This is a genomic window from Bradyrhizobium sp. WCU1 (assembly GCF_053474805.1).
Window position 1 is genome coordinate 5,096,216 of the sequence record NZ_CM130280.1, and the last position, 16,503, is coordinate 5,112,718.

A 16,503-nucleotide genomic window follows, 5' to 3' on the forward strand; every position below is an offset into this window, starting at 1 on the left:
AAGTGCATGTCGCGAAGGGTTCGGTGATCCCGATGACGACCAGCTTTGGCAACGACATCCTGCCGATGTTTCGACCGGGCGACATCGCCTGCATGACGCCGAAGGGGGTTCGGCTCAGCGACGCCGACTGGATCTGCGACCCGGCCGGCAATGGTGATTTTGCCGATCATGCCAATGCACGCCGCGTCTTCGCCGCGCTGTCGTCCGGCTTCATGCCGCCCGGTCACCGCTGGTTGCAGGACCCGCTCGATCTCTATGCGCGCTGGATGGGGGACGGATTCCAACCTTGAACCCGATTTGGAGAGCAAAGATGAGAAGGTCGATCGACGCGCTGCTCCTTTGTAGTCTGTTTGCGCTTCCCGCCGTTCCGGCCGCGGCGCAATCGCCGTCGAATCCGGCCATGACCGCGCCGGATCAGGTCGCCTGGCAGCTCTTCATCCAGGCCAATACCCGCGCCGGCGGCAGCAATTCGACCTTCGAGACCTGGGCGAGCGATACCGACCTGTTCCAGCCCAATCCGCAGTTTCCCGCGGCCGCGACGCCGCCGGCGTTGCGCCCGCCGATCCTGCCGCAGGTGGCGCAAGAAGGCGTGCAGCAGAGCGGCGGATTGCTGCCGGCGCTGCCGCCGGGCGCCGGGCAGGGGCAGATGGAGGAAGCGCGGCACAACAAGCCGACGTTCGACTTCATCGTGCAGAACAATCTCTACAAGCGGTCGGGCCTCAAGGCCGCGTTCGGCAAGACGCTGTCGTTTCCGGTCGACTCCGTCGAGGTGAAGGGCAATTGGGTGCCGGTCAGTGGCATTCCGCAATTCACCCACAACAAGGTGACGGTGGCGCAGGTGCCGCAGCTTTATCACGTCAACAGCGCGGACGGCGTGCAATACGCCCTGGTCTCGATGCATGTGATCAGCAAGCAGGTCCCGAACTGGACCTGGGCGACGTTCGAGCACCGGTTCAATCCGAGCCGCTGCGACATCATCGGCTGCCGCGACAATTTCGGTGCGCAGACCGCGTTCGTGCCGTCCAACCGCACCGCCGGCCAGGGTTATCCGGATTGCGCGAAGACGCCCGCATTGGCGGCGATGCTATCGAGCGCCGACATCGATCCCGTCTACAGCAATTACTGCCTGAAGGGATCCCAAACCGATTTTACCGACAATGTCGGGCTCGACATCAGGGTCGGCAATTCCGTCACCGAGGATGGCTTCGTCGCGACCTCGTCCTGCATCACCTGCCACGGCCGCGCGGTCTTCAAGGCCGACGGCACGCCGTCGTCGCAGGCCGGATTCCTCTCGTTCGGCCCGAACGGTCCGATCGGCCCGCTCGGGCCGTTGTTGCCGGAATGGTACTGGAAGTTCTCAAGCCAGCCGCCGATCTTCGAGGGCAAGCCAGGTCTCACGCGCTTCACGACCTCGGCGGATTTTGTCTGGTCGATCCCGTTCTGCGCCTACGACGATACGCAGAATCCGGTGCAGCCGACACCATGCGGCGGCAAGTGAGACCGCATTGATGGCGGGCACCTCCGAGCGCAGGATTCCGCTGCCCGGCAGCAACCGCGCCGTGCCCGAAGGCGCGACGCTGGTCGGCGATGTCGATCCCGACGAGCGGATCACCGTCGTGGTCTATGTCAAGCGGCGCACCCCCGACGAGTTTACGCCGGGAAGCGCCGGCGATCTGGCCCGGCTCGCCAGACCGGTCACGCGGCGCCAGCTCGCAACGCAGCGCCACCGCAGCCATGCCAGCGCCGCCGCGCGGATCACGCGTCTGGCGGCGGAGCGCGGATTCACCGTCGTTGCCACCGATCTCGTCGCGCGTACGGTGGCGCTTGAGGGCACGGCGAGGCAGATGGCCGAGACCTTCGGCGCGACGCTTCGCACCTATCGTGATGGCGAGCGCGTGTTTCGCGCGCGGGTCGGCGGGCTGACGGTGCCGGCCGAGATCGCGCCATGGACCCGCGCCATTCTCGGCTTCGATCAGCGGCCGCTCCGGACCACGAGGCCGCTGCTGCGGGCCCGCGGCAGCGCGGGGAGCGACAGCGGGCTGTGGCCGACCGACATTGCGGCCCGCTACGGCATTCCGCTCGATCGCGACGTGTCGTCGATCTGTGTCGGCATCGTAGCCCTCGGCGGCGGCTATCTCGAGAGCGACCTCGCCATGGCGCTGGCCGGCATGAACCGGCAGCCGCCGGTCGTGATCAATGTCCCGCCGACCGGCAATGACAACGGCCTCGGCACCAGCGATGTCGCCGATCAGGAAATCGCGCTCGACCTCCAGGTGCTCGCCGGGCTGCTGCCGAAGAGCAAGATCGTGGTCTACTTTGCCGAGAACTCTGCCGCCGGTCTCACGGATGCGATCCATCAGGCGGTGTTCGATGAAGCGCATGCGCCCCAGGTGATCTCGGTCAGCTGGGGCAGCGCGGAGAAATTCTGGACCGGGCCCGGGCGCGACGCGATGCAGGCGGTCCTCGCCGATGCCGTGCGGCTGCGCGTCAGTGTGCTGTTCGCCTCCGGCGACCAGCTCGCAACCAGCGGCCTGACCGACGGCAAGGTCCATGTCTGGTTTCCGGCCTCGAGCCCCTATGCGACGAGCTGCGGCGGCACGCAGCCCGGGCCTGCTGCGGGCAATGGGGCGGCCGCGGCGGAGGCGGTCTGGAACGCCGGCACCATCGGCACCGGCGGCGGCATCAGCGATGCGTTTCCCGTCCCCGACTATCAGTCGCATCTGACGCTGCCGCAATCGCAGAACGACGGCGCGATCCGGCGCGGCGTCCCTGATGTCGCCTGCGCGGCCGCGGCAAGCCCGGGCTACCGTATCATCGTCAACGGGCAACCGATGGCGATGAGCGGGACCAGCGCCGCGACGCCGCTATGGGCCGCCCTGGTCGCGATTGCGATCGCCGCGCGCGGCGAGCAGATCGGCTTGCTCAATGCGGCGCTCTACGGCAATCCCGGCGCCTTCCGCGTAGTCCAGCAGGGCAACAACCGCGTCGGCGGCAAAGGCTACGATGCCGGCCCCGGCTGGAGCGCCTGCACCGGGCTCGGCGTTCCCAGGGGCGCGGATGTGCTCGCCGCCCTTGCCGCGGTCCCGGTGGCGTAGCGTCCCAAAAACAAAAACCCCGCCATTTGCGGCGGGGTTGAGGAGGTTTGCTATAGAAAGCGTCAGGCGGGAATGCGTTCGTCGGCCTCATGCGGCTCGCGCAGTACGTAGCCGCGGCCCCACACGGTCTCGATGAAGTTGCGGCCCTCGGAGGCGTTCGCGAGCTTCTTGCGCAGCTTGCAGATGAAGACGTCGATGATCTTCAGCTCCGGCTCGTCCATGCCGCCGTAGAGATGGTTGAGGAACATTTCCTTGGTGAGCGTGGTGCCCTTGCGGAGCGAGAGCAGCTCCAGCATCTGGTATTCCTTGCCGGTCAGGTGCACGCGCTGACCGCCGACCTCGACGGTCTTGGTGTCGAGATTGACCACGAGATCGCCGGTCTGGATGACCGACTGGGCGTGACCCTTGGAGCGGCGGACGATCGCGTGGATGCGGGCGACCAGCTCGTCCTTGTGGAAGGGTTTGGTCATGTAGTCGTCGGCGCCGACGCCGAGACCCTTGACCTTGTCCTCGATGCCGGCGAGGCCGGAGAGGATCAGAATGGGAGTCTTGATCTTCGAAACCCGGAGCTGCTTGAGCACGTCGTAGCCGGACATGTCGGGCAGGTTGAGGTCGAGCAGGATGATGTCGTAGTCGTAAAGCTTGCCGAGATCGACGCCTTCTTCACCGAGATCCGTCGTATAGACGTTGAAACTCTCGGATTTGAGCATCAATTCGATCGACTGCGCGACGGCGCTATCATCTTCAATTAGCAAAACGCGCATGCCAGTCCCCTATAGTCGCCGCTCCGGGCGTCAGGTCGGCCGCACTTGCGGCACTCACAAAACGCCTTTGAACAACTGATTCGGATCCTGACGAGATATGGTTAACAAAAACTGATTCCTCGACGCAAGCTCTAACCGTGCAATTTTTGTCGAATCGCCCTAAGATATTGCGTAGAAGAAGCTTTTCCTAACCGCGCTCGTTCAGTTTCCACATTAAGAATCGGGCCTAACCGACTCTCGCGACTCGCCCTTCTTCTGATGGGCGAGCGACCTCAGTCACCAAAGACAGTGACGCAATGATTAATGATGCGGGTAAACACGAAGTTAAGCGGCCGGCGCAAAATTGCGGAAACTTAAGGTTTTCGCAATGAAGGCGCTCGCGGAGCAGATCGGCGACATCGACGGCGTCAATATTTATGGCCGTGTCGTCGGCGTCCGCGGACTGATGGTCGAGATCGCAGGCCCCATTCACGCGATGTCGGTCGGTGCCCGCATCGTGATCGATGTCGGCGCCGGCCGCTTCATCCCGGCCGAGGTGATCGGCTTCTCCGGCGAGAATGCGGTGGTGATGCCGTTCGGCGGGCTCGAGGGCGTCAGGCGCGGCTGCCGCGCTGTGATCGCCAACGCGGCAAGCCAGGTGCGGCCGTCGCCGGCCTGGCTCGGCCGCGTCGTCAACGCGATGGGCGAGCCGATCGACGGCAAGGGGCCCTTGGTGCAGGGCGCCTCGCCGATGTCCTACCGCAACTCGCCGCCGCCGGCGCATTCGCGCAAGCGGGTCGGGCCGCCGCTCGACCTCGGCGTCCGCGGCCTTAACACTTTCCTGACCTGCTGCCGCGGCCAGCGGCTCGGCATCTTCGCCGGCTCGGGCGTCGGCAAGTCGGTGCTGCTGTCGATGCTGGCGCGCAACGTCGATGCTGCGATCTCGGTGATCGGGCTGATCGGCGAACGCGGCCGCGAGGTGCAGGAATTCCTCCAGGAGGATCTCGGCGAGGAGGGATTGGCGCGCTCGGTCGTGGTGGTCGCCACCTCGGACGAGCCGGCGCTGATGCGGCGCCAGGCGGCGTACCTCACGCTCGCGATCGCGGAATATTTCCGCGACGAGGACCAGGACGTGCTGTGCCTGATGGACTCGGTGACGCGCTTTGCGATGGCGCAGCGCGAGATCGGGCTCTCGGCGGGCGAGCCGCCGACCGCCAAGGGCTACACGCCGACCGTGTTCACCGAACTGCCGAAGCTGCTGGAGCGGGCAGGGCCGGGCACTGGCGCCGGCACCATCACCGCGATATTTACCGTGCTGGTCGACGGCGACGATCACAATGAGCCGATCGCCGACGCGGTGCGCGGCATCCTCGACGGTCACATCGTGATGCAGCGGGCGATCGCCGAGCGCGGCCGCTATCCCGCCGTCAACATTCTGAAGTCGGTCTCGCGCACCATGCCGAAGTCGGCTGACCCCAATTTCCTGCCCTTCATCAACAAGGCGCGGCAGGTGATGGCGACCTATGCCGACATGGAGGAACTGATCCGGCTCGGCGCCTACCGGCCGGGTTCCAGCCCCGAGGTCGACGAGGCGATCCGGTTGCACGAGCCGCTGGAGAGCTTCCTGCGCCAGGCCAAGGACGAGGCGACCAGCCTCGGCGATGGCTACCGGCAACTGGCTCAAATCCTGTCGGGTTTGGAAACGGAACGCTAACTTTGTCAGGCCATCATCGCCGGCACACCATAGCTATGCCGGCGGGGCCCAGCGGGGAGCCGGCTCTGTCCCGCGTTCGGATTGGGGACTTCTGGGGAGTATGAGTCGATGAAGTCACGTGAAACGCTGATCCGCCTGAAGAAATTTCAGGTCGATGAAAAGCGCCGTCGGGTTACCCAGATCGAAGGCATGATCGCCGACTTCCAGCGCATGTCCGTCGAGCTCGAGCGCGAGATCCAGACCGAGCAGGAGCGCGCCGGGATCAACGATCCCTCGCACTTCGCCTACCCTACCTATGCCAAGGCCGCGATCCAGCGCCGCGAGAACCTGACCCGCTCGGCCGACGAATTGCGCGCCCAGCTCGACGACGCCAAGGCGCTGCTGTCGGAAGCCTTCGAGGAATTGAAGAAGGTCGAACTGCTCGACGAGCGCGACCAGGCGCGCGAACGCGCGGAGGAGAGCGCCCGCGAGCAAGCCGACATGGATTCGATCGGCCTGATGCGGGCCCGTCTGGGCGTCATCGCCTGACCCCTCGCTCCCTCCGCAGACCACATTGAGAGCCGGGGCCGACCGCCCGGGCTTTTTGTTGGGCGCTGTCCACAAGCCGGCCTCTGCTCGGCCACTTGTCAGCCACTTGGCGGATGGTGCTGTCCCAAAATATGCTACCACCGGTCCGGAGCGGATAATCGGCAGCGCGGTGGCAATGAGGCGATGGGGGATGCAGGCTTGGAGGGCGCTGAATGCTGACGCCGGCTGAGCTGGTCTGGCTGATCGCCGCCGTCGCCAAGGGGGATGAGGCCGCCTTCGAGCGGCTGTACGCCGCGACCCGCGCGAAACTCTTCGGCGTCGTGCTCCGTATCTTGCGGCGTCAGGATCTCGCCGAGGAGGTCATTCAGGAGGCTTACGTCAAGATCTGGAACAGTGCCGGGCAGTTCAACCCGGCCCTGTCTTCCCCGATCACGTGGATGACGTCGATCGCGCGTAATCGCGCCATCGATGTGGTGCGCAAGCGTGGCGAGTCCTCATTGGAGGACGAGCCGGCTGCTATGGAGGTTGCCGCCGACTCGCCCGATCCGCTGGCGCGGCGGGAGATGACGGAAGAGTTGAAGCGGTTGCTGGAGTGCGTCGGTCGTTTGGAGCCAGATCGTCAGAAGCTCGTGCTGCTCGCCTATTACAACGGCTGGAGCCGCGAGCAGCTCGCCGCAAAGTTCGAGACACCGGTGAACACGGTGAAGACCTGGCTGCGCCGCAGCCTGATGGATATCCGGGAGTGTCTTGGACTCTGATTGATGGCCTATAGCGAAGACCATATCGCGCTCGCCGCGGAATATGCGCTCGGTACCCTCGATGCCGATGAGCGCACGCAGGTTGAGACCATGATGGCCGTCGACAGCGGGTTCGGCGCGCTGGTGCAGGCCTGGGAGTTCAGGCTCGGGCCGCTCAACCAGATGGTCGGTCTGGTCGAGCCGCGCCCGGTGGTCTGGGAGAACATCAAGGCGGCGATCGGCCATGCCAGCGCGCCGCAGGCGCCGCTGGTGCTGCCCGAGACGCCGGCCGCCACGGTGGCGCCGCCGCCACCGACGCCGATCGCAGACGATGTCGAGTTCGGCTCGGCGTTCGATCCGGAGCCTTCGCAGCCGGAAGGGATACGGCAGCCGGCCGAGATCCGGCGGCCATCGGTGCGGCCACGCCTTGGCGACGACAGCAACGTGGTCGCGCTGACCGGCCGCATGAAGCGCTGGCGCGGCATCGCGTCCGCTGCGACGGCGATCGCGGCCGCGCTGCTGGTGACGCTCGGCCTGCAGATCTACCGGCCCGATGCCTTGCCGAATGCGATCCGGCCGAAGCCGCGCATCCAGACCGTGGAAGTGAAGACGCCGGCGCCGGCACTCACGCCGTCGGCGCAATATGTCGCGCTGTTGCAGGGACCGAATGGCGGGCCGGCCTTCATCATGACCATCGACGGCGCGACCAAGAATTTCACCGTGCGCAAGGTCGGTGCCGCGTCGGAGCCCGGCAAGAGCTTCGAGCTCTGGCTGATCTCCGACAAGCTGCCGCAGCCGCGCTCGCTCGGCGTGATCGGCGCCGATGATTTCACCGCCCGTCCGGTGCTGTCGGGCTACGATCCCGACGTGATCAATGGCGCCACCTACGCGGTGACCGTCGAACAGGCCGGCGGTTCGCCGAACGGCCAGCCGACCTCGGCGCCGATCTTCACCGGCAAGCTGATAGAGACCGTGCCGCCCGGGTCACGATAGCGGCCGCACCCTATCGTGAGAGACTGTCGGCAGTGACGTGGAGACAGCCACACCCGCCGCACAAAAAGAAAACGCCCGTGGGGAGCGGGCGTTTTCGATAGTCAACTTGGGGGTAGTTGGGGGTCTTAAATATCCACGCAGCGACTTTGGGGGGCTGTAAAGAGCTACGTGAATTCCGTGAAACTCTCCTGTTAGCGGACCAGCGAATTGCTTGTGCTGGTGATCGCGACCGGCTTGCCGGCCTTCATGACACGAGCGGTCTGAGTGTAACCCTCGTCCGACGAATTGTGCGCCGAGATGCCGAAGCCAGCGACCAGGATACCGGCGACCAAAGCGACCACCACAATCTTCAGGTGCGTCGTACGATCAGCGCTGTAGATCGAGTGGTTCATGGAAGTCTCCTGCCGCCTTCCTGCTCTCTGTCAATCTGTCGGTTCGGCTTGGTGCCCGGTTCAACGTCTCGTGCCTCGCTAACGTAGGATTTGCCGATTCCGTTCCCCAGATGGCATCACAAGAGCGTGATCATACGTGATCGGTCGCGATCAAAAATGACCCTTTGGTAATCTCAGATCGCATTAAACCTTCGTAATATCAGTGCCTTGAGCTGACGCTGGAATGCTGCATTCCAGATGGGGCCGTTTCGGCCGGTTCCACATAAATCAGTTGCCTGTGGCGGGAAAACACGGGCGAAAACGTAAGTGATTTGCGGCCACTACAGCATTTTTCCCGCGAACTGACGCCCCGCCCGGCGTGACGAAAACCGTCAAACTACAACCCAGAGCTTCGGTTCCGCCGCGGTCGGAGCCGAAGCGCTAGACGCTGCCGACCGTCTTCAGACGGGCCCGGGGATGGATCTCGGCCTGCGACAAAACGGTGGTCTGCGAACGGAACCGTTCCACCAGCGAGCGAACGAACGGCCGGATCGCGGCCGACGTCACCAGCACCGGCGCCTCGCCTTCGCGCGCCGCCTGCTCGAAGGCGTTGCGCACGGCGGTCATGAATTCCGAGAGCTTCGAGGGCTGCATCGCGAGGCTCCGGTCGTCGCCGGTGCCGACGATCGACTCGGCGAACGCCTGTTCCCAGCGCGCCGACAGTGCGATCAGCGGCAGGTAGCCGTTCGGCGAGGTGTTCTGGGCGCAGATCTGCCGGGCGAGCCGGGCGCGGACGTGCTCGACCATGGTCGCCGGATTGCGCGAGAACGCCAATGCGTCGGCGATGCCTTCGAGGATGGTCGAGAGATCGCGGATCGAAACGCGCTCGGCGAGCAGCAATTGCAGCACGCGCTGGATGCCCGACACCGTGACCTGGCTCGGCACGATGTCCTTGATCAGCTCGCCCTGCTCCTTCGGCAGGTCCTTCAACAGCTTCTGCACCTCGCCGTAGGACAGCAGGTCCGACATGTTGGTCTTGAGCAGTTCGGTCAGGTGGGTCGACAGCACCGTGGCGGCGTCGACCACGGTGTAGCCTTTCAGCGCGGCCTCTTCCTTCAGGCCGGCATCGACCCAGGTCGCCGGCAGGCCGAAGGTCGGCTCGATGGTGTGGATGCCGGGCAGCTGCACCTGGTTGCCGGCGGGATCCATGACCATGAACTGGGCCGGCCAGATCTTGCCGGTGCCGGCGTCGACTTCCTTGATCTTGATGGCGTAGCTGTTGGCCTCGAGCTGGACGTTGTCGAGGATGCGCACCGCCGGCATCACGAAACCCATCTCGATCGCGAGCGAGCGGCGCAGCGCCTTGATCTGCTCGGTGAGGCGGTCGGTGCCGTCAGGCCCGTTGACCAGCGGCAGCAGCGCGTAGCCGAGCTCGATCTTGAGGTCGTCGATCTTCAGCGCGGCGGCGATCGGCTCTTCCGCGGCGGCAGCGGCGGCGGCCGCGGCTGCGGCGGGAGCGGCGGCTGCCGCGGTTTCGGCCGCCTTCGCCGCCCGCTTCTGCTTGCGCGCGTTCCAGGCGAGCATCGCGGCGCCGGAGCCCAGCGCCAGGAAGGGCAGGGTCGGAATGCCCGGCAGCAGCCCGAGCACCAGCATGACGCCGGCCGACATGCCGAGCGCCTGCGGATAGCCGGAGAGCTGGCGCATCAGCGCCTTGTCGGCGGCGCCGGTGATGCCGGCCTTGGAGACCAGCAGGCCGGCCGCGGTCGAGACGATCAACGCCGGCACCTGGGTGACGAGGCCGTCGCCGACTGTCAGCACGGTGTAGGTGCGGGCGGCTTCGCTGAAGGAGAGGCCCTGCTGGGCGACGCCGATGATGATACCGCCGACGATGTTGATGCCGACGATCAGGAGGCCGGCGATGGCATCACCGCGGACGAATTTCGAGGCACCGTCCATCGCGCCGAAGAAGCCGCTCTCGTCTTCCAGTGCCTTGCGGCGTTCCTTGGCGGCCTTCTCGTCGATCAGACCGGCGGACAGGTCGGCGTCGATCGCCATCTGCTTGCCGGGCATCGAGTCCAACTGGAAGCGTGCCGCGACCTCGGCGATACGGCCCGAACCCTTGGTGATGACCACGAAGTTCACGATCACCAGGATCGCGAACACGATGATGCCGATCACGAAGTTGCCGCCCATCACGAAGTTGCCGAAGGCCTCGATGACGTGGCCGGCGGCTGCCGTGCCCTCGTGGCCGTGGCTCAGGATCAGCCGGGTCGAGGCCATGTTCAGCGACAGCCGCAGCATGGTCGAGATCAGCAGGATGGTCGGGAACGACGAGAATTCCAGCGGCGCCTGGATGAACAGCGAGGTCATCAGGATCAGGATCGAGACCGTGATCGAGACCGCCAGGAAGAGGTCGAGCACGATCGAGGGCAGCGGCAGGATCAGCACCACCAGGATGGTGAGGACGCCGACCGCCAGCGCGATATCGCCGCGCTTGAGGATATCCCCGATCTCGCCGAGGCTCGGCAATCCGCTCTTGCCCGCCGTGCCCTGACCCGCCGTGATGTCGACCATGGTTGCCGCTCTCCCCCGCGACTGGCGGCCGCGGCCGCCAAGCGTCTGCGCGACGGCCGCAGGGCCGCCGTTCCGAAAGTGAGGCACCGCGCTGGCGTTCACGGGGATCTCCGCCCGTTAGACGCGTTCGACGACACTCGACTTCACTCGGCAATTCTTGCCGGGTGTATGGTTAGCAAAGGGTTAATAAGTGCCGTCGGAGGGCTGCGCCTGACGTCGCAGGCTTTTGGGCAGGCGATTCCGGGGCCGGAAAGGGCGGGGCGGACCGTCTGGCCGTTCCGGGGACGGGGTCGTTGCCCCTATCTCAGCACACCGAGCACGGCGCCCGATGCGGCGATGAGGCCGAGCGTGATGACGCTGGCGCGCCACAGCGATTGCTGCCGGGCGGCGCGCCGGGCGTGGAACGCCAGCCAGTCGTGGACAAAGCCGGCAGGGATGTCGAACACCACCGCCGTCTCGCCGCGGTAATGCGTCTCATGCTCGCAATACATCGTCCGGACCGTCGGCACGCCCGGCCGCTCGAGCTCGCAATGCCACTCCGAGGCATGCTCGCCGTTCGTCCAACGATTCTCGAAAGGGATCACGTGTGATTCCATGACGAGCCTCCTGGCCCACCCTTGAACCTCACGTGGCAAATCTAGCGCAATATCCGGGCAGGCGCTTTAGTTGGCGGACGGCATCCAGTTGCGCCAATGCGTCGGCTGGATGTCGAGATGCCTGCTGCTGAGATGCTCGACCCACTCGGCACCGTCCCGGTGGCACGGGAACATCAGCGCATGGACCATGCCGTCATAGTCGAGGATGCAAACCTCGAGTTCCCGGTCCGGCGGTGCTGACGCAACGGGTAACCATTCTGCTGACGATGAATGCATGATGGGCCTCCGACAGTGTGCGCTTCGATCCTCATACCTGCGAGCTGCGCGCCATCCGGCGGGATGATAGGTCCGGACGGCGAGCCGTCAGTGTGAACCGGCTCGCATTGTATCAGTTTTCTTCGTCAACATGGATCACGGTGCGATCGCCAATATTCCCGGTCGATCGGGTGCGGCTGTGATCCCTGCGGTGCACGAAGCGGATTTGAACTTTCGCGGCCTGGCCCTCGACGAAACGCGAGACACCAATCACCCCCGAGGATCCATGTCGAACCGGACGGGTCGAACCTTGATGGCGGCGCTTGCTGCCGCAATTGCGCTGCTGTCGGCGCCGGCCTTCGCCGCGACGCTGCCGGACGACCGGACCTGGTTGATCCGCATGGTCGCCTGCAAGGGCAACGGCGTGTTGATGGAGGTCTTTTTGCCGCAATCGGTGGTGTTGGCGCCGCATGGCGGCATGGCCGCGGGCGCGACGGCGGACGGCTACTACACGCTCGACCTGACCGAGCTCAACAAGGGCAAGGTCCTCGAGCCGGTGCATGTGACGATGAGCGCGGACAAGAAATTCGTGACCGTGGATCAGTACACGCGCGGCCTGCCGCCGACCCGCATTCCCCTCGGCGGCGGCACCGTCGATTTCGATCACCGGTTCGGGCTCGACGCCAAGTGCGGTCCGTTCCAGGCGCAGGACCCGAACTACGGCAAATGAGGCGCTTCACGCGCCGGTGAAGTTCGGCGCGTCCCCTTGCTGCTGCATGCCTAATCTCTCGGCAATGCGGCTTGACCTTGAGGCAATTGCCGACGAAGTTCCGCGGGCCGTGGTAATTTCTTCTGAATATTCCCCCGAAGCCGCAACGTTCATTCCCGACTCGCGCCGGGCATGGCTGCGTCTTGCCGTTGCCGTGGTGATCGGCTCGCTCGGCAGCGTCGGCATGTGGTCGGTCGTGGTGGCGCTGCCGGTGGTGCAGACCGACTTCGGTGCGACCCGCGGAACCGCCTCGCTCGCCTTCACGATGGTGATGCTCGGTTTCGGTCTCGGCCAGGTCGTGACCGGCAAGATCAGCGACCGCTACGGCATCGTTGCGGCGATCGGCGCCGGGATCGGCATCCTCGGCCTCGGCTATGTCGGCGCCGGCTACGCGCCGTCGGTCTGGGCCTTCATCCTGCTCCATTTCGCGATCGGCCTGTCGTCGGCCGCGACCTTCGGCCCCCTGATGGCGGAGGCCTCACACTGGTTCGAGCGCTACCGCGGTCTCGGGGTCGCGATTGCCGCCAGCGGCAATTATGTCGGCGGCACGGTGTGGCCGCCGCTGGTCAATTTCGGCATCCAGAGCCTCGGCTGGCGCGCCACCCATATCGCGATCGGGGTCTTCACCGCGGTCGCGATGGCGCTGGCGCTCGTGGTGCTGCGGCTGTTGATGGGCGCGGCGACCCGGCGCAGCCATGTCAATGCTGCGCCGCCGCGCGTCGATCTCAGGCTTTCCACCAACGCGCTGACCGCGATCCTGTCGCTGGCGTCGATTTCCTGCTGCGTCGCGATGTCGATGCCGCAGGTCCACATCGTCGCCTATTGCGGCGATCTCGGCTACGGCGTGGCGCGCGGCGCCGAGATGCTGTCGCTGATGCTTGGCTTCGGCATAATCAGCCGGATCGGCTCGGGCTTTCTCGCCGACAGGATCGGCGGCATCCGCACGCTCCTGATCGGCTCGATCGCGCAGGGCTCCGCGCTGCTGTTCTATCTGTTCTTCGACAGCCTGACCTCGCTCTACGTCATCTCCGCGATGTTCGGCCTGTTCCAGGGCGGCATCGTGCCGAGCTACGCCATCATCGTGCGCGAAGCGATGCCGGCATCGGAAGCGGCAACGCGGATCGGCATCGTGATCTTCGCCTCGGTGTTCGGGATGTCGTTTGGCGGCTGGATCTCGGGCGTGATCTTCGACGCCACCGGTTCCTATGCTGCGGCCTTCACCAATGGCCTCGCCTGGAACCTGCTCAATGTCAGCATTATCCTGCTGCTCCTGATGCGCTCGCGGCAGCGGCTGGCACTGGCATGATCCGGAAAAGCGCGAAGCGGTTTTCCGACGAGATCATGCCAAACAAGAATCTGATCGGGACTGCGGCTGATATCAGCGATCTTCCTAGAGATCGACCGAGATTCTGGCGATCGCTTTTTCCAGGCGGGTCTTGATGGAATCCATCTTGCCGGTCAGTTGCTGCAGCTCGCGCAGATCGAGCTCGGCATAGACGAACTCGTTCAACTCCCGGCGCTGCGCGGACAGGTTCGCCATCTGCTTCTTGGCGTGCTCGGTCAGCGACAGGTTCACGACCCGGGCATCCTCGGTCGAGCTCTTGCGGCGCAGCAGGTTCTTCTTTTCGAGCAGCTTCGACTGCGTGACCACGAAGGACTGGTCGACCCGCAGCGCCCTTGAGACCGCGCCGACGGGCAGGCCGACATTGCGGTCCTCGGCATTCGCCAGCACCGTCATGATCATCCATTGCGGGCCGGTGATACCGATCATCTTGGCCCAGATGCTGCGCAATTCGTCGAGGCGGATGCTGGTCGACACGATTTCCCAAGCCAGTCGCTCAGTCGCCTCCTGCAGTTTGTCGGTCGCTTTGCGCTCGGTCATGCCCTACCTTAACAAAAATTCATCTTCGAGCAATTTTTTGAAGCAGGCGCCGGACGAAAATGTTCGTGCGGCCGTTGCCTGAATGACACATGGCTGCGCAAACATAGAATGACTAACTAATATAAGTTGAATATGTGACCTCTCAATTGCATTGTTCCGCATCGTAGATGGGGGGCATCCACCATCTCACGCCTGCAGTGGCCGAGTTGACCACGCGCATCTTGAAAATGGCTGCGCCGCAGCGGTTTTCGGGAGGGGAACGTTTGTCGCTTTGCCGGCAGAGCAAGGCATCACTTGGAGGATAGCATGAAGATAGTTAAGGGCCTTTTGTTGGGCTCGGCGGCAGTTCTCGCCGCGAGCAGCGGAGCCATGGCGGCCGACCTTCCGGTCAAGGCCAAGGCAGTCGAGTACGTCAAGGTCTGCTCGCTCTATGGTCCGGGCTTCTACTTTATTCCGGGCACCGACACCTGCATCAAGCTGGGCGGCTATTTGCGCGTCGACGTTCTGGCGAACACCAACTCGGATCACACCGGCAACTACGCCGGCGCCGGCGGTGCGCAGAACCGCTTCACCAACGGCTACACCTGGCGTTCGCGTGAAGACCTGAACGTCGACACCCGCACCGCGACCGAATACGGCGTGGTTCGCACCTTCTTCGATGCGACCTTCAGCTGGACCTCGGACAGCTATGGCGCGGGCGCCGCGGCAGGCTCGACGGTCTACTCGCCGATCGGAACGTCTGCTGCTCCGAACAACGCCAGCTCGGGCGGTGTCGCCGCCGGCACGGTCGGCGTCTATTACGCCTTCATCCAGTTCGCCGGCTTCACCATGGGTAAGGCGGTCTCGCAGTTCTCGGCGCCGTGGGCCAACTATCCGGGCAACAATTTCGACGGCCTCGTCGGCGGCGGTGGCACGATCACCGGCGTCAACCAGTTCACCTACACCGCGCAGTTCGGCAACGGCGTGTCGCTGGCCTTGTCGGCCCAGGATCAGTCGGCCTACTATCAGGCCGGCGTGCAGAATCTCGGTGTGCAGGGTACCGGCGCTCTCGGTCCCTACGGCGCGAGCGACTATGCCGGCACGATTGCTCCGGATCTGGTCGCGTCGCTCCGCGTCGACCAAGCCTGGGGCCTGTTCCAGGCGTCGTTCGCGGCGCATAACAATCACGCGGCCTACTACGGCGGCACTGAAGTCACCGGTCATCCCGACGACAAGTGGGGCTGGGCGGGTCAGTTGGCCCTGTCGATCAAGAACATCCCGACCGGACCTGGCGATACCATCAACGTGCAGGGCGTCTATACCAACGGCGCAACGCGCTACAACATCCAGGATCTCTCGGGTGCCGGTGCGTTCACCTCGTTCGGCAACACCAGCGTTCCCGGTGCCTATCAGAGCATCGGCTTCGGCATTGCGCCGGACAGCGTGTTCGTCTCCGGCGGATCGCAGCAGCTGATCACGACGTACGGCGTGCGCGGCGCGTATGTCCACAACTGGAATCCCTATTGGAACACCAGCGTCTACGGTGCGTGGGCCCAGGTCAACTATAATGGCACCGCCAAGAGCTACATCTGCGGCCCCGGCGGGACCGGCGTGGGCGGATCGTTCGGTGTCCTGATCGGCGCCACCTCGAACCTGACCTCGTGCAACCCCGACTACAGCGTTGCCCAGATCGGTACGCAGACCCAGTGGACTCCGGTGAAGAACCTGACATTCTCGGCCGACTTCACCTACACCCATCTGGATCAGAACTACGCGGGCACGATCAGCTACCCGGGTAGTGCGGCGATCGGCAAGCCGGCCGCCGTCTACTCGCTCAGCAACCAGGATACCTACATGCTGCTGCTCCGCGCGCAGCGCAACTGGTAAGGCCCGGTTGATCGGGACTTGATTACGACCCAAAGCCTCGACGGGAAACTGTCGAGGCTTTGATTTTGAACGAAGAGCACATTGTATGATTTACTAACATTAGTCTATCATGTACAAACTTGGTGTCGGTTGCTCTGCCGACCATGATGAGGAGATATCAGACTTCTTCATGAACTAGCCTCCAAAACCTCCGGCAATGCCCTGCCGGAGGTTCTTCATTTGAAGACGGTAGGCTCGCGCCGACTCGCGTGCGCGATGCAGCCGAACATCAATGACGGCTGGCTGGATTGCATGAACGACGCTGCGTTCTCGATCTCGTCGCGATGCACTACCCGGTTAGGGACAGAGCCACAGCGCACCCGATTAGCGGTGCGGGGATA

The 16,503-nt window shown here is 64.6% G+C and carries 16 protein-coding genes; 10 read left to right on the forward strand and 6 right to left on the reverse strand.

The features are described 5' to 3' along the window. Positions 1 to 32: 32 nt before the first annotated feature. From ACTUWL_RS23675 to ACTUWL_RS23685, 3 genes are read left to right on the forward strand one after another with little or no spacing between them, the layout of a single operon-like run. The gene (locus ACTUWL_RS23675) at positions 33 to 290 is read left to right on the forward strand and encodes a hypothetical protein (protein ID WP_146160404.1); all 258 of its coding nucleotides are present in this window, start codon (positions 33 to 35) and stop codon (positions 288 to 290) included. Positions 291 to 310: 20 nt separating this feature from the next. Further along, positions 311 to 1,498 carry a hypothetical protein gene (locus ACTUWL_RS23680; protein WP_021081904.1) on the forward strand — a complete coding sequence of 396 codons (1,188 nt, stop codon included), beginning with the start codon at positions 311 to 313 and terminating at the stop codon, positions 1,496 to 1,498. A gap of 10 nt (positions 1,499 to 1,508) precedes the next feature. Next, positions 1,509 to 3,095, forward strand: coding sequence for a S53 family peptidase (locus tag ACTUWL_RS23685; RefSeq protein ID WP_021081903.1), 1,587 nt, complete (start codon positions 1,509 to 1,511; stop codon positions 3,093 to 3,095). 62 nt (positions 3,096 to 3,157) lie between these two features. Here ACTUWL_RS23685 and ctrA read toward each other — a convergent pair whose 3' ends face one another. Next, positions 3,158 to 3,859, reverse strand: coding sequence for a response regulator transcription factor CtrA (ctrA, locus tag ACTUWL_RS23690; protein ID WP_016848562.1), 702 nt, complete (start codon positions 3,857 to 3,859; stop codon positions 3,158 to 3,160). A gap of 367 nt (positions 3,860 to 4,226) precedes the next feature. Between ctrA and fliI the strand changes: the two genes are divergently transcribed. The 4 genes from fliI (at position 4,227) to ACTUWL_RS23710 (ending at position 7,810) form a co-directional block, all read left to right on the forward strand. Further along, positions 4,227 to 5,552 carry a flagellar protein export ATPase FliI gene (fliI, locus tag ACTUWL_RS23695; protein ID WP_021081902.1) on the forward strand — a complete coding sequence of 442 codons (1,326 nt, stop codon included), beginning with the start codon at positions 4,227 to 4,229 and terminating at the stop codon, positions 5,550 to 5,552. A 108-nt stretch (positions 5,553 to 5,660) separates the two neighbouring features. Continuing rightward, entirely contained in the window at positions 5,661 to 6,080 is a 420-nt protein-coding gene (gene fliJ / locus ACTUWL_RS23700) for a flagellar export protein FliJ (protein WP_021081901.1), read from the forward strand. A gap of 212 nt (positions 6,081 to 6,292) precedes the next feature. Beyond that, entirely contained in the window at positions 6,293 to 6,838 is a 546-nt protein-coding gene (locus ACTUWL_RS23705) for a sigma-70 family RNA polymerase sigma factor (RefSeq protein ID WP_021081900.1), read from the forward strand. A 3-nt stretch (positions 6,839 to 6,841) separates the two neighbouring features. Then, positions 6,842 to 7,810, forward strand: coding sequence for an anti-sigma factor (locus tag ACTUWL_RS23710; RefSeq protein WP_021081899.1), 969 nt, complete (start codon positions 6,842 to 6,844; stop codon positions 7,808 to 7,810). 191 nt (positions 7,811 to 8,001) lie between these two features. Here ACTUWL_RS23710 and ACTUWL_RS23715 read toward each other — a convergent pair whose 3' ends face one another. The 4 genes from ACTUWL_RS23715 to ACTUWL_RS23730 form a co-directional block, all read right to left on the reverse strand. Then, a complete protein-coding gene (locus ACTUWL_RS23715; RefSeq protein ID WP_021081898.1) occupies positions 8,002 to 8,202 on the reverse strand; it encodes a hypothetical protein in 201 nt (66 codons plus the stop codon). A gap of 420 nt (positions 8,203 to 8,622) precedes the next feature. Next, positions 8,623 to 10,755, reverse strand: coding sequence for a flagellar biosynthesis protein FlhA (flhA, locus tag ACTUWL_RS23720; protein WP_021081897.1), 2,133 nt, complete (start codon positions 10,753 to 10,755; stop codon positions 8,623 to 8,625). A gap of 299 nt (positions 10,756 to 11,054) precedes the next feature. Then, positions 11,055 to 11,351, reverse strand: coding sequence for a hypothetical protein (locus ACTUWL_RS23725; protein ID WP_021081896.1), 297 nt, complete (start codon positions 11,349 to 11,351; stop codon positions 11,055 to 11,057). 66 nt (positions 11,352 to 11,417) lie between these two features. After that, entirely contained in the window at positions 11,418 to 11,627 is a 210-nt protein-coding gene (locus ACTUWL_RS23730; RefSeq protein ID WP_021081895.1) for a hypothetical protein, read from the reverse strand. Between the two features lie 265 nt (positions 11,628 to 11,892). Between ACTUWL_RS23730 and ACTUWL_RS23735 the strand changes: the two genes are divergently transcribed. Together ACTUWL_RS23735 and ACTUWL_RS23740 are read left to right on the forward strand one after the other, a co-directional pair. Beyond that, the gene (locus tag ACTUWL_RS23735; protein ID WP_021081894.1) at positions 11,893 to 12,336 is read left to right on the forward strand and encodes a hypothetical protein; all 444 of its coding nucleotides are present in this window, start codon (positions 11,893 to 11,895) and stop codon (positions 12,334 to 12,336) included. A gap of 109 nt (positions 12,337 to 12,445) precedes the next feature. Continuing rightward, positions 12,446 to 13,681 (forward strand): MFS transporter, encoded by a 1,236-nt coding sequence (locus tag ACTUWL_RS23740; protein ID WP_106940538.1) that lies wholly within the window; start codon positions 12,446 to 12,448, stop codon positions 13,679 to 13,681. A gap of 84 nt (positions 13,682 to 13,765) precedes the next feature. Here the strand turns inward: ACTUWL_RS23740 and ACTUWL_RS23745 are convergent, their stop codons facing one another. Then, the gene (locus ACTUWL_RS23745; RefSeq protein WP_021081892.1) at positions 13,766 to 14,257 is read right to left on the reverse strand and encodes a MarR family winged helix-turn-helix transcriptional regulator; all 492 of its coding nucleotides are present in this window, start codon (positions 14,255 to 14,257) and stop codon (positions 13,766 to 13,768) included. A 306-nt stretch (positions 14,258 to 14,563) separates the two neighbouring features. Here ACTUWL_RS23745 and ACTUWL_RS23750 point away from each other — a divergent pair, with 306 nt between their 5' ends. Further along, a complete protein-coding gene (locus tag ACTUWL_RS23750) occupies positions 14,564 to 16,123 on the forward strand; it encodes a porin (RefSeq protein WP_106940535.1) in 1,560 nt (519 codons plus the stop codon). Positions 16,124 to 16,503: the final 380 nt, after the last annotated feature.

Bases quoted from the DNA above. Each gene is read 5' to 3' on its own strand.
- ACTUWL_RS23680 (WP_021081904.1), top strand. From the start codon at position 311: ATGAGAAGGTCGATCGACGCGCTGCTCCTTTGTAGTCTGTTTGCGCTT.
- ACTUWL_RS23735 (WP_021081894.1), top strand. From the start codon at position 11,893: ATGTCGAACCGGACGGGTCGAACCTTGATGGCGGCGCTTGCTGCCGCA.
- ACTUWL_RS23715 (WP_021081898.1), bottom strand. From the start codon at position 8,202: ATGAACCACTCGATCTACAGCGCTGATCGTACGACGCACCTGAAGATT.
- ACTUWL_RS23745 (WP_021081892.1), bottom strand. From the start codon at position 14,257: ATGACCGAGCGCAAAGCGACCGACAAACTGCAGGAGGCGACTGAGCGA.
- fliI (WP_021081902.1), top strand. From the start codon at position 4,227: ATGAAGGCGCTCGCGGAGCAGATCGGCGACATCGACGGCGTCAATATT.
- fliJ (WP_021081901.1), top strand. From the start codon at position 5,661: ATGAAGTCACGTGAAACGCTGATCCGCCTGAAGAAATTTCAGGTCGAT.
- ACTUWL_RS23685 (WP_021081903.1), top strand. From the start codon at position 1,509: ATGGCGGGCACCTCCGAGCGCAGGATTCCGCTGCCCGGCAGCAACCGC.
- ctrA (WP_016848562.1), bottom strand. From the start codon at position 3,859: ATGCGCGTTTTGCTAATTGAAGATGATAGCGCCGTCGCGCAGTCGATC.
- ACTUWL_RS23675 (WP_146160404.1), top strand. From the start codon at position 33: ATGACGACCAGCTTTGGCAACGACATCCTGCCGATGTTTCGACCGGGC.
- ACTUWL_RS23725 (WP_021081896.1), bottom strand. From the start codon at position 11,351: ATGGAATCACACGTGATCCCTTTCGAGAATCGTTGGACGAACGGCGAG.
- flhA (WP_021081897.1), bottom strand. From the start codon at position 10,755: ATGGTCGACATCACGGCGGGTCAGGGCACGGCGGGCAAGAGCGGATTG.
- ACTUWL_RS23750 (WP_106940535.1), top strand. From the start codon at position 14,564: ATGAAGATAGTTAAGGGCCTTTTGTTGGGCTCGGCGGCAGTTCTCGCC.
- ACTUWL_RS23730 (WP_021081895.1), bottom strand. From the start codon at position 11,627: ATGCATTCATCGTCAGCAGAATGGTTACCCGTTGCGTCAGCACCGCCG.
- ACTUWL_RS23705 (WP_021081900.1), top strand. From the start codon at position 6,293: ATGCTGACGCCGGCTGAGCTGGTCTGGCTGATCGCCGCCGTCGCCAAG.
- ACTUWL_RS23710 (WP_021081899.1), top strand. From the start codon at position 6,842: ATGGCCTATAGCGAAGACCATATCGCGCTCGCCGCGGAATATGCGCTC.